Below are 14,392 nucleotides of genomic sequence, written 5' to 3'. Positions count from 1 at the left end.
CACTGTACCCAGTTATACATCAAAAAAATACTATACGGTAATCAGGAAGCCTATTATCCGGGCGATACACTACCTGCAGAAAATGAGTTTCTCTTCAAAGTGATTTTTGACTACGGTGAACATGATACCGCAGTCGATATCCCGAAGGATATTGATCTGGAGAAAAACGCATGGACCTGCCGCAAAGATCCTTTTTCTTCTTATCGCTCTGGCTTTGAGATTCGCACCTACCGCAGGTGCAACCGGGTGATGATCTTTCACTGCTTTCCGGATTTGTTGCCGGTAAATCCCTGCCTGGTAAAATCGCTGCAACTGTTTTATGACGACACGCTTCCACTCACAGGCAACGGTGATCATGTAAATGGCTTTTCTTTCCTCGTAAGGGCCCGTCAAAACGGCCATCTCTGGGATGCCGGCACCAACCGTTACCGCACAAAACATTTCCCGGAACTGGAGCTGCAATATCAATCTCATGAATGGAATACCAGTGTACAATCGCTGAGTCCTGATAACGCGGTGCATGCCCCTGTAGGCATAGATGATAAAACCTACCTGTGGGTAGATCTTTACAGTGAAGGCATTTCAGGGATACTTACTGAACAGGGCGGCGGCTGGTATTATAAATCCAATCTTGGCAAAGGTCAGTTTTCTCACGCGCAGGCAGTAGCGCCGAAGCCCTCTTACAGAGGACTCAACAAAGGCGTGATGATACAGGAACTGGAAGGAAATGGGATCAAATACCTGGTGGAGGTAGACAAACAATACAATGGTTTTTTCAAACTGACAGAGGATGCCGGCTGGGAAGGCATGCGGTTTTTTGAGCAAAAGCCGGTGCTTTATCCGAAAGAAAAAAACATGCGTTTCATTGATCTTACCGGAGACCATATGCCTGATATGCTTTATACCGATGAGTACCAGTTTCGCTGGTACCAGGGAGCCGGGGAGAAAGGCTTTGAGGTACCCGAAACAGTGATGAAGGCAGCGGACGAAGAGAAAGGTCCGGCCATTGTTTTTGCAGACCAGGAGCAATGTATTTTCCTGGCGGATATGAGTGGAGATGCCCTGACAGATATTGTTCGCATCCGGAATGGCGAAATCTGCTACTGGCCCAATCTCGGCTACGGACGTTTTGGAGCGAAAGTGAGCATGGACCATGCGCCGGTATTCGATCATCCCGATCAATTCAACCCCGCCTTTTTAAGATTGGCCGATATTGATGGTTCGGGTACCACAGATATTATTTACCTGGGTAAAAATAATTTCAGTGTATGGATGAATTTAAATGGTAACGAATGGACCGCTGCTCCGGAAGTGCTCCCGGCTTTTCCGGCAGTGGATAACCGATCCCATATCTCCGTCATGGATTTCCTGGGAGCCGGCACCGCAGCTATCGTATATGCGTCTCCGTTATCAAGCAAGCCGTTGCAGTATATTGATCTGATGGGGAGTAAGCAACCCGCGCTGTTGATCAGTTATAAAAATAATTGCGGCAAGGAAGTGACCATCGAATACAAATCTTCTACCTTCTATTATCTGGAAGATAAACAGAAAGGGATTCCCTGGATCACCAAGCTGCCATTTCCCGTGCATTGTATTTCCCGCGTCACAACCACCGATAAGATCAGGGAAACCATTTTTACCAATACCTACAGCTATCGCCACGGCTATTACGATGCTACGGAAAAGGAATTCAGGGGATTTGCCCGGGTAGAGCAAAATGATACGGAAGTATTCAGTCAGTTTAAACTCAACGTTGCGCTGAATGTGGTAGAAGAAGATCTTCACCAGCCTCCGGTGACTACTATCTCCTGGTTCCATACCGGTGCTTACCTGGCCAATCAGCGTTTGCTGCACCAGTGTGCGTCAGAATATTTTAATGGGTCCATTACCCCTTATGATATGCCGGAACCTATATTGCCGGCAGGTTTGCAGCCGTACGAAATTCATGAGGCACTGCGGGCCTGTAAAGGACAACATCTGCGTACAGAGGTATATGCATTTGATGGTAGTTTGCAGGAATCGTGTCCTTACACCGCCATGCAGGCCAATAATGAAATACGCCTGATACAGCCCAAAGGCAGCAACCGGTATGCGTCCTTCCTGTTGTTGCCATCGGAAAGTATTACTTATGCTTACGAGAGAAACCCGGCAGATCCGCGCATTGCACATTCATTTGTGTTGGAAACAGATGACCTGGGATATACCACCAAAGCCGCTGCTATAGTATATCCACGGCTAAGCAGGCCAGTAGCACCAGATGATATCCCGGATAAAGTATGGGAGGAACAACGACAGCTGCATATTACCTACAACGAAACAGCTTATACAACAGATGTGATAGGGGTAGATACCTATCGCCTCCGTGAGCAATCCGAATCGAAGGCATATGAAATAGCCGGCATTTCTCAACCGCCTGGTTTTTATCTGCATAAAATAAATCTGGCAAGCATCCCGGGAGCCGCTGTCATCCAATATGAAGAAGAGTTTACAGCGGGTGTTCAGAAAAGATTATCCGCGCACGGAAGGATTTATTATCTGAAAGATGATCTCTCCGGGCCATTGGCATTGGGGACACTTTCAGCACTGGGTTTTGTACATAAAAAATATCAACTCACGTTTACACAAAACCTGGTAACCAAATATTATAATACAGAAGTAACGCCGGTGATGCTGGCAGATGCAGGCTACACTCATACCGAAGCCGATGCACATTGGTGGGCGCCTTCGGGGACAGATCTTTTTTCCGCTACACCGGCCGATGATTTTTACATCCCTGTCGGCACCAAAGATGTATTCGGAAGGGAACATCATATACAGTATGATGCGCTGCGTATCATCGTAGAAAGCAGTACAGATGCTATTGGTAATACCGTGATGGCCGATAATGACTACCGGGTACTGAAGCCCTGGCAGCTCACCGATCCTAACGGGAACCGCTCTGCAGTGGAAACAGATGAACTGGGGTTTGTTGTTAAAGTAGCCATCATGGGAAAGCCTGGCAGTAGCGATGGAGATACGCTGGCAGATCCAACCAACCGCATGGAGTATGATCTGTTTAACTGGGTCACTAATGGTAAACCAAATTACGTACACAGTTTCAGCAGAGAACAACATGGTGCCTCCAATCCACGGTGGCAGGAGAGCTACACTTATTCCAATGGCAGCGGTGGTGTAATCATGACCAAAAATCAGGTGAATCCCGGCAAAGCCAAAGTATGGAATCCGGTTACCCACACAGTAGACGAAGTAGATGCTAATCCACGCTGGATCGGCAACGGTCGCACGTTTTATAACAATAAGGGAAACGTGGTGAAAAAATATGAACCTTATTTCAGCACCACTTTTGACTACGAATCTGAAAGTGAATTGGTGGAAACCGGCGCAACGGCCACACGATATTATGATCCTACCGGCCGGTTAATAAAGACAGTATTCCCCAATGGCACTTTTTCCAATATTGCATTTAATCCCTGGTATTTTACGTCTTTCGATGTAAATGATAACGTAATGGCCAGTCAGTGGTACATTGACCGCGGCAGCCCTTTGCCGGCCGACCCGGAACCAGCCGACCCGGAAACAAGAGCTGCCTGGTTGGCTGCCCGGCATAATCATACCCCGGCTACTTTTCATGCGGACTCTATCGGCCGGCCTTTAATGACGATATCAGATTATGGCGGTGGTAAAACAACTGCTGTATGGGTGGAAACAGACCCCATGGGCAGGTATTCAAAGTCGTTCGACCAGCTGAAACGCCTCGTTAGTCATGGTGTAAGTAATATGGCTGGTGCACCCATGTATTCCAATACCGCTGAAAAAGGAGAGAAGTGGATATTCCAGGATGTACAGGGCCGCATTTACAAAATGTGGAATGCTGCTGGTCAGTATTATCGTTTTGAGTTCGATGCATTAGACCGGCCAGTGAGCAGTTACCTGAAAGTAGGAACTACAGAATGGATGTATGCACGCATCGTGTACGGTGACCTGTTCCCCGATGCACAGGCCAGATTACTGAATATGAAAGGAAAGGTATACCAGGTATACGATCAGAGCGGTGTAAGTACCATTAATCAGATTGATTTTAAAGGTAACACCACGGACGCAGAGAAAAGGCTGACGAAAGACTATAAACAACTGATAGACTGGACGCCTTTAAAGGGACTCATCGTGATCCCGGATATTATTACGGCTGCAGAACCATTACTGGAAACAGCCACCTACACTTCGGCCGGAACATTTGATGCGCTGAATCGCCCTGTTATGGCCACTTTGCCAGACCATTCGATCGTGCAGCCCATCTATAACGAAGCCAATTTTATTGCCACACTGAATGTGAAAATCGGCGGTACCGGTGCTTTCATTCCTTTCCTGAAAAGTCAGGAGTATGATGCTAAAGGACAACGGCAAATGGCTCAATATGGGAACGATACGGTAACGAAATATTTCTATGATCCGCTGACCTTCCGTTTAACGGATCTGTTAACACTGCAGAAAGACACAGATACTACTCCGCAGGCCCTGCAAAATATTTCGTTCACCTATGATCCTGTGGGCAACATTACCCAGGTCAGGGACGATGCTCAGCAAACCCATTTTTTTAAGAATACGGTGGTATATCCGGAGTCCCTGTTTGAATACGATGCTATTTATCAACTGACGAAAGCCAGTGGCAGGGAGCATGCCGGGTTGTCGATGGATACGCAGCGTAACAATACGGATATTTCATTCATTCCGCAATTACCGGAAATGAATAACAGTACCGCTGTTCGGATATATACAGAGCAATATGCTTTTGATGATTGCGGCAATATTCAATCGCTTAAACACAACGCTACCGGGGCCACGTGGCAACAACGTTATCGTTATGAATATGAGGATGATCCTTCTAATGTGACTAACCGGTTGAAGGCAACGAGTATGCCGGGGGATGCACCAGGCGTATTTTCTGGTACCTATGCGCATAATGCAGCAGGTTGTATGACCTCCATGCCACATTTGCCTGGTGCAGGCAGTATCAGCTGGAATTTCCAGTCGCAGTTAAGTGCGGTTAATTTGGGAGGCGGTGGTCATGCGTATTACGTGTATGGTTCCGGAGGACAGCGTAGCCGGAAAATTATTGAGCGCATGGGTGGAAAAAAACTGGAACGTATTTACTTCGGCGCTGTGGAAATTTACCGTGAAAGCACTGGTTTGGGAGCGCCTGATTTTGAGCGCTATACCTTACGGGTGGCCGATAACGCCGGTATTATAGCGCAGATAGATACCAAAACTATTGATACATTAGGTAGTGATCCTGGTTCGGCACTGAACGTGCCGGTGATACGTTATCAGTATGGGAATCTTCTTGGTTCGGCCGTAATGGAAACCAATGCTGCCGGCGAGGTGATTTCCTATGAAGAGTACCATCCTTTTGGCACTTCCGCTTACCGTATTTCCAAACCCGGTGCAGACCTCAGTATGAAACGTTACCGTTTCTGCGGTAAAGAAAGAGATGAAGAAACAGGCTTCTACTATGTTGGTGCGCGCTACTATGCGGCCTGGCTGGGACGCTGGACCAGCAGTGATCCGGCGGGATTTGTGGATGGTGTGAATTTGTATCGTTATTGTTCCAATAATCCGGTGATGAAACATGATCCTACCGGTACCGACGGCGTAACAATTGCCGGTCGGGCTACGGGTCGTGAATCGGAGGCGGATATCAGGAGGGTGTTGAGAAGACAGGGCTATGGCTTCCGGACAATGCCTACCTGGGAACCGAATGCCAGTGGTACTGGTGGAAGATGGAATTTCGGCGACGATAACCTTTATCGGTTGCCACGTGGAAGGAGTACCAGTCCCCGTAGTTCAGGCGCCACTCACCCCAGTAGCGGTGGGTCTGGCTCCAGCTCCGGTTCGGGTACTACACCGCCGACAACAGGTGGTTCTTCGGGCGGCAGTGGAGCGCCTCCTCCACCGGATACACAGCCACAAACAGGTTCCACGGGTTCCGGTTCATCGTCAGGAGGCTCGACTGGCGGATCTCCTGGAGGATCTCCCGGAGGCTCACCGGGTGGTTCACCTGGTGGTAGTCCTGGTGGCAGTCCACAGGGCAGTGCCGGCGGTAGCCCACAGGGAACGGCTGGAGGTAGTGCCAGCGGCACACCCGGTGGCACAGGCAGCGGTGGTGGTGGCGGAGGAGAACGTTCGTTCTGGAGCCGCGGAGGTGCCACGTTGCTGGGAGGTTTGTTATTGCTGGGTGCCGGTTTGCTGACCATCTTTACCGCCGGTGCGGCCACACCTTTACTGGTGCTGGCAGCGGGTGCGATGGCCACTGCCGGAGGTATTGCGGTAACTACCGCCAGTGCAGTACAACTGGGTGTTTCCTACAGTGGTGGTACTACCGCCGCACAGGATCAGGAAATGAGGCATGCACTGAATACGGTGTCTTCCCTCAGTTCGCCCGGAGGATTGGTAGGTGGTACCGTGGGCGTAGCTGTAGACGGTGAACGGGGACTGGAAAGAGGTGCATTGATCGGGAACGTAGCAGAGCTGGGAACGGGAGTAGCCAGGTTTGGTATCTCCAGGTTCTCCGGAGGATCTTACCGGATGCTGTCTCCCGATCCTGCGCTGGCAGGACAGGCAAGTACCTTTGCGCCTACAGTGCCAAGAGGGGTACAGGTATTAAGTACACATGGCGTACCCGGAATGGTGGATGTAGCAGGTACCATGGTGCCGGTTGGAGAACTGGCGCCTACTATACAAAGCACTGCGGGTGGACGAGCCGTAGTACTTGCGTGTAACGTAGCACATGACCCTGCGGCAGTCCAGGCGCTGGCGAATGAAACAGGAAGAAGTATCACCGCTTACACCAACTTTGTAGGCGCGGCAGATTACAACAATATTGTGAGTTTTGCGGGTACACATAGTACGGGCCTGGTACAACCATGGGCTGTTACCGGACTCGCCACGCCAACGGTATTCAATCCAAATTACCTGAGTCCATTTCTCAGCCTGACGCCCAATGTGGCTGCTCCTGCAGCCGCCACGGTAGGTGGTGTACAGGCACAGCAATAAAAACGTATAGTCGTTACCGTAGCATCCTGCTGGTTGCTACGGTAATCTGTAAATCCATCTTCATTGTTCTAATTCCAAAAAAAATGAAAACACACCTGATCAAAGGGCACATTAAAAGTTCCCAAACAGGCCATCCCCTCCCCGGATTAAGGATTGAGGCCTGGAGCACAGAAGCACTTATCAATGTACCGCTCGCCAAAGGCGTGACCGACGAAAATGGCCGGTTTATGCTGACTTTCAATGAAGGTTTGGTGCAGGAATTACTCCGGCATAATCCGCATATCTATTTCCGGATCTGGCAGGAAGAAACGGTACTTACCGGAAGTCACGATACAAAACGCTGGAACGTGCAGGAGACAACAGGAGAAATAGCACTGGAAGTAGAAACAAAAGGTGGGCAGGCAGAGGAACAAAGCGGCATCGTAACGGGTACTGTTTTTCAACCCGATAATACGCCGGCCTCCGGCCTTACAGTAAAGGCATTTGACAAAGACCTGCGCTCAGAAACTGCTTTAGGAGAAGCCATCACCACCTCTGCAGGGGAATACCGCATTCCCTACTCCCAGCGAAAAGTGGCAGAAAATGAATATGGCAGCGCAGACCTGCTGATGCGGGTATATAAAGACAAGCAACTGTTGTTTGAAACTGATATCAATAACATTGTATTCAATGCACCCAGTAGAGTGAATATCGATATTCACCTGAAAGAAAGTGCCGGCCGCACGCTTAGTGAATACGAAAAATATCTGCAGATATTATCTCCCGTAACAGGCAAAATAACACTGGATACCCTGGAAGAAACAAAGGAACACCCGGATGTTACTTTCCTTAACAGGGAAACCGGTATTGATTATAATCACATCGAATACCTCGCGCTGTCCTATAAAATCCGGCAACAGTTCCAGTTTGATGCTGCTTTCTTCTACGGCCTGTTCAGGGAGGGTACCTTGCTGAAGAATGATCCCCAGCAATGGTTGAGCACACGCGTGAGCATCAACATTTCTTCGGATGTGAAAGCATTGGTGTATGAAACAGTCCTGATAGATGCCGATACCATCAAGGCCGCTATTACAGACGCCATCGCTGCGCATATCATCCCTGATATCAGTAAAGCGTTGCCCGGTTTGCTGCGTCAGTTGCTGGGTTTACAGGAAGAAGCAAAGAAATATATAGAAGAAGAAAGACCACAGCAGTTGGCGAATCTGATTGTAGGTAGTATCAAAGACGGCTCGTACAAAAAGCTGGTGGAAATGATCAGTAAAAATGCATCTGGTAATCTACCAGAATTGCTGAACAATCTGGTGGCGGCCAATCCCTTTATCAATGCCAAAGCAGCAAAAGGCGCAGCGATAGATATTAATATCGCCAGTTTACTTGGCACCGATGAAACCCTGATAAAGCATGTAAAAGCAGCAGCCAATATAAAAACAGAAAAAGACGTATCACAACTGGCAGCGCTATCTACCGATGAGTGGAAAGAGATGCTGAATCGTCTTCCCAATGAGCAGCTAAGAACCAGCATGACTGCCAGTAAAGATGCATTGCATATGCATGCTACGATACTGGAAGGCCGGTTCCGGAAAAAGTATCCGCATGTAGCCTTCATGGCTGATTTTAAAAGAGATCAACCGGCTGCAACAGATCAGCTGAAAAAATTGCCGGAGATAGATCTCGGCGGTAAATCTATTGATGCACAGCTGAAGAATACGCGGCTGTCTGACGACACCAAAGCTCAACTGCGTTCCCTGCAAAGACTGTACAAGCTTACTCCTGATTACAATAAGGCCAGAAAATTACAAGCAGATCAGCTAACAGCCGCTTATCATATTGTAGGACTGGGGCAGAAGCAATTCGTTGCCAGGTACAGTAAGGACCAGACTTTCACCGAAAAGGAAGCGACGGCGGTTTATCAGAAAGCGGAGAATATTCATACCGCCGCCATGACGCTCGGTGCAGAGCTGAAAGAATATGCCGGAGCAGGTAAACTTAAAGCATTTAATGGAGAAGCATTGTCGCTGAAAATAGAACAGGTATCGAAAGATTTTCCTAACCTGAAAAGCCTGTTCCAGGAAATAGATCTTTGCGAATGCATGGATTGCAGATCGGTATACGGCCCGGCTGCTTACCTGGCAGATGTATTGCAGTTCCTGAAAAATCGCTTACTGTCCAATGGCACAAAAACCGCGAAAGATATACTGTTTGCCAGACGGCCAGACATCGGTGATATCGACCTGAATTGTGATAATGCCAATACGCCCATTCCTTATATCGACCTGGTATGTGAAGTATTGGAAGATGCGGTGAGTCCTGATTTAGGCATATTACTCGATAACACTTTTACTGTCGATATGGTAGCAGGAAAAATCAGTGCCCATCTGTTGCAGGGACTTACGGATAATGATGTGAAGAATGTGACGGATGAGGCTTTGCTGTATCCGAAATATTCCGCTGCCGGTGTTGATACTTACCTATTGCGGGATGTAAAAAGTACCACCAAAATATCCGCAGAAGGCACAGGATGGCGGGTAAGACAGCTACGGCAAACGCACCTGAGCGCAACGGAACTGAATGCTGCGCCGGAATATGTAAATAGTGATGCCTATGATACGCTCTCGCTGTCACATATTTCTTTCGGACTCCCTTTTGATATCTACCAGGAAAGAGGCAATAGCCTGCTGGAAATAGTAGGCGTTGAACGGGCTGATCTGATGGATACCTTGGGTAATGCCGCCGGTCCGGATGCGCCTTCCAAAGCAGCCGTGTACCTTAAAATATCACCAGCCGAAAGAACGTTGATCGTTACCGCCGATACCACTACCGCCGGACAGGCGATATTCTGGAGCACAGGTGCGCTTCCATTACTGGCTACGGTGCAGGAGGTAGATGTGTTTTTAAAGAAAAGCGGATTGAGTTATGTGGATCTGCAACAATTGTTGAATCAGTCTTTCATTAATCCAGGCAACACCCTCTTTATTCAGCACCTGGATAATACCTGCGATACTGCCAAAAAAATAATTGCCAACCTGGATGAAGCGGCATTGGATCGGATCCACCGTTTCCTGCGGCTGTACAGGAAAGCAGGGGTCAGCATGGATAATCTGAATAGCATTATCATGTATACCGCATTGGGTAATCAGCAACTCAATGATGCCACATTGGTGGTGATAGCAGCGCTTTTCAAACTGCAAAAAAGTCTCGGTATTACCCTCGAACAGGCTTTGTCTTTTTACGGACAGCTACCAGTGGATTTATATACCTCCGTGTACCTGAACAGGATCGCGACCAATCCGATAGATGAAGCATTTACGATTAAAAATATCACGGCGAATGAACTGTTGCCGGTAGGCACCCGGGATACGTTAAATGCACATCTTACTACACTGAAATTAAGCCTGAAGGCGAAAGAAGATGATATTACTTTTCTCATTGGTCAGTTAAACCCGGCAGATATTACGCTAACACGCGACAACCTGGCTTTCTTGTATCGTCATGCTTTGCTGGCCAACCTGCTGGGATTGAAGCTGCCGGAAATGTTTACCTTCAGTACCCTTTCTGCTTTACCGTTATTAACCACACCCGCCGATACCAGTGCGTTTGTGAGCAGTGTACGGTTTTTGCAAACGACAGGTTTCACTGTAAACGATTTGCAATGGTTCCTGCAAAATATTGATCCAACTGGCTTGCTGGCTATGCAGGATGCTACTATCACCACCTGGTTGACCGCTCTGCAGACGGCGTATCAGAAGGCATTCAATACTACCCGGCCGGAATTTAACGCCGCATTGTCTCCTGATGAAAACAAGAACGGTGTTAAGCAGCAAATGAACCTGTTGCCCGGCCTGACTGCTGCCGTGGTGGATAAGATCATGGCTATCATCGGTGGTACTTTCGCAGATACGCTCACGCCGGAGGCATACGTAGATGCCAGCCTGGGCGGGTATTTTAGTACGCTTGATATCCAGGCTAAAATTACTGCGCTCCTGGCATTGCTGCCGGGTGATCCCGGTATTCCTGCTGCTCAGAATGCGCTGATAGCCTCATTGGGCACGCCTATCTCTATTTACCTTTTCCATGCGGCTAAACAAACGGCGTTGTACGATGCCGTTCAAGGTACTTTTGGTACCACAGATGTGATCACATCGGTACTGCTGCAATATGGGTCACTGAAATTCCCTGGCCCTGTTGCATTGTTGGGAGACATACTATCGGACGATTCGTTAATTGATGCCGTCAATACACCGCCAGTTCCGCCGGCCATCACACCGGCTGCATTTGATGCACAATACAGAGCTATCCGCTTGCTGAAGTTGATGGTCAGCTATCTTAGTAAGATCAGTATTGCTGCGAAAGACCTGCAATGGTTCCTGCAAAACAACGCTACCATGGGCTGGCTGGAACCTGATACACTTCGGTATGCGGGTGATGTGCCGGCAGCTGATTTTGGTAAATGGGTAAAATGGCAGGAAGCGCTGCTGATGATGCAAAATGATGGAACGGTACAAAGTCCGGTGGATGCCACTGTGGTATTATCGTGGACAGATGTATGGGGACAGGTGGCATCGGGCGCTTCACAGGCAGATACTTTCCAGACGCTCACATTGTTCACCGGTTGGGATGCTACAGACGTAAACGGCCTTACTACCTGGTACGGCTATACGTATCCGGCAGATTTTAAGCTGCCTGCTACCTATCTGCGACTGGGAGCTGCTACGGCGGCGTTACGGCTGCTGGGGGTACCGGTATCAACAGCCACACAGTTTATTATTCCTGTGCTCACGGAAGTAGAGGCGGATCTGCTTACGCAGGCGCTGCGTAATAAATACGATGACAAGCAATGGCTCAACGTTATTCAACCAGTGGAAGATGCGCTGCGCCCACGGAAAAGAGATGCACTCGTTGCCTACCTGCTGGCGGCTAATCCTGACCTGAATGGGTCCAATGACTTGTACGATTATTTCCTGATGGACGTCATGATGCAGCCGGGGCAGCCAAGTTCCCGTATCGTTATGGCGCATGGCATATTGCAACTGTTTATACAACGTTGCCTGATGGCACTGGAACCCAATGCTATTGCAGATGTAACGAATGATGATGGCTGGAGCCAATGGATCTGGATGAAGAATTTCCAGGTATGGGTGGCCAACCGGAAAATTTTCCTGTACCCGGAAAACTGGATACAGCCCGAGTTACGTACCGACCAATCCTATTTCTTCGCAGACCTGATCTCAGAGCTGCAGCAGAATGAAATTACAGACCAAAACGTAGAAACCGCCGCCATACATTACCTCGAAAAACTGGACGATGTGGCCAGTCTGGATGTACGGGCCTGCTACTACGATGTAAGTACCTATACCATGCACGTGGTGGCACGGGTGCGGGGAGGTAGTACCTATTACTACCGCACCGGCGTGAAAGAACGTAAGTGGGAGCCATGGACCAAAGTAGATGTGGACATTTCCGGGGATCATTTGCTGGCGTACATGCTCAACAATCGTCTGTTCCTGGCCTGGCATCTGCCCACTGAAGAAATACAGCAAGGTCAGAGTGTGTCTATCCCAAGTACACCTATCAACCAGGCGCCACCAGCGCCGTTGAAACGGTATAAGATACAACTGGCCACCAGTGAATGTATCAACGGGGTATGGCAACCTAAACGGACTTCTCAGGATGTATTGCACACCAGTTATTACTATGACCTTAATCCGGTGAAAGATACCTTCCGCATGCTGGACTTCGACATGGGAGCGGTGGGTTATGGTATTCTTTGCACCTTCGATAACCATGCCATCGGCATGTTCAATCTTACCGGATGTAAAGGTTATCCTGAGGTAGCTTACTGGGGTGGAAAATCGCTTCCTTACCTCGATTTTATCCCGGACTTTCTGGATACCAAATTCCTGCAGATGCAGTACCGCGAAAACGATAGCAGGTCATTTGATACACTGTCGATGAGGAGCATATTAAGTCCTTACAAATTTGATACGATTCTCAACGCGACGCCCGGCATCTTCCGGATCACGTATCCACATGAGTTCTCCTTGATCGACTGGATTTATGTGGCATTGGAAGTGATGGCGGCGAAGACGGACTACCCCAGCAGTACTGAGTTTGGTAGTCAAAGGAAATTGGTGATGCCAATGGCTAGTTTTATGCCTTTCTTTTATGCGGATGGATCGAGGGAATATGTAATCATACCTGGCTTCTTCGAGGAAGATGGCAACAATGAACGCACCTTCAGTGATATTTATAAATTTGTTACTGACCTGATTGCGTTGGTGGTGAAATATATAAAAATCCTGATAGCAGATCCGGCGCATGACTTCAATAAAATGTTGCAGCAACTGTATGCAGATACCGAATATATAAGGCTTACAGCGGAATGGGATTTTTATAGGAAGCACAAGCCGCAGCTGATGTTCCGCAATTTCTATCACCCATTGGTATGTTACATCAAGAGTACGGTGTACAAAGGAGGATTGCCGGCTATCATGACATATGAAGTACAGTCGAAAGAGAACGCCTTTAAATTTGATGCTACCTACCAACCACAATCGCCGGTAGCAAAACCTTACCCGGTAGAAAATATCGATTTTGATGCAGACGGAAGTTATTCTTCCTACAACTGGGAATTATTTTATCACCTGCCTTTCTTTATCGGCAACCAGTTAAGTCAGAATCAGCGGTTTGAAGAAGCAAGGAAATGGTATCATTACATCTTTAATCCGATTGGAGGTGCAGGCGGTAGTGCGCCGCAGAAGTATTGGATCACCAAGCCTTTCCATGAATTTTTTGATTACGTGGACCAACGTATCGATACCATCATGAATGATATCGCAAGTGATCCTACCGGCACCATCTATAAGGACCTGGTTAACGCAGTAGAGAGCTGGCGGGAAAATCCGTTTATGCCACATGAAGTAGCACGTACCCGGCCGCTGGCTTATCAAAAGGCGCTGCTCATGAAATACCTGGATAACCTGATCGCCTGGGGTGATAACCTGTTTATGCAAAATACCATGGAATCGCTCGTACAGGCTACTCAGTTATATATCCTGGCAGATAAGCTGCTTGGACCAAAGCCAATGATCATTCCGCCTGCAGTGCCGGTTCCCGATGAAACCTACAATCAGCTGGAAGTGAAACTGGATGCTTTCAGCAACGCCATGGTAGACCTGGAAAACCTGTTGCCCGACCTGAATGTGTTGCCACATAAGGGTGCAGAATTACCTACTCCGCATAACACGGTGTCTTCGCTTTACTTCTGTATACCTGCCAACGAGCAATTGTTGTCTTACTGGGATACCATTGACGACAGGCTATACAAGATACGGAACAGTGAAGA

2 protein-coding genes are annotated in these 14,392 nt (G+C 48.3%); both read left to right on the top strand.

Going from position 1 to position 14,392, the window contains the following annotated elements; genetic code table 11:
• The first annotated feature begins 18 nt into the window (after nucleotides 1-18).
• Entirely contained in the window at nucleotides 19-7,050 is a 7,032-nt protein-coding gene (locus tag VIP81_RS16610) for a toxin TcdB middle/N-terminal domain-containing protein (RefSeq protein ID WP_331963190.1), read from the top strand.
• 83 nt (nucleotides 7,051-7,133) lie between these two features.
• On the top strand, nucleotides 7,134-14,392 hold a 7,259-nt coding region (locus tag VIP81_RS16605; protein ID WP_331963187.1), incomplete at its 3' end, for a neuraminidase-like domain-containing protein.

This window comes from Chitinophaga sp. (assembly GCF_036566945.1).
In the GTDB taxonomy this organism is placed as follows: domain Bacteria; phylum Bacteroidota; class Bacteroidia; order Chitinophagales; family Chitinophagaceae; genus Chitinophaga.
The sequence above is the reverse complement of the archived record's forward strand: the minus strand, read 5'-3'. Positions and strand labels throughout refer to the sequence as shown.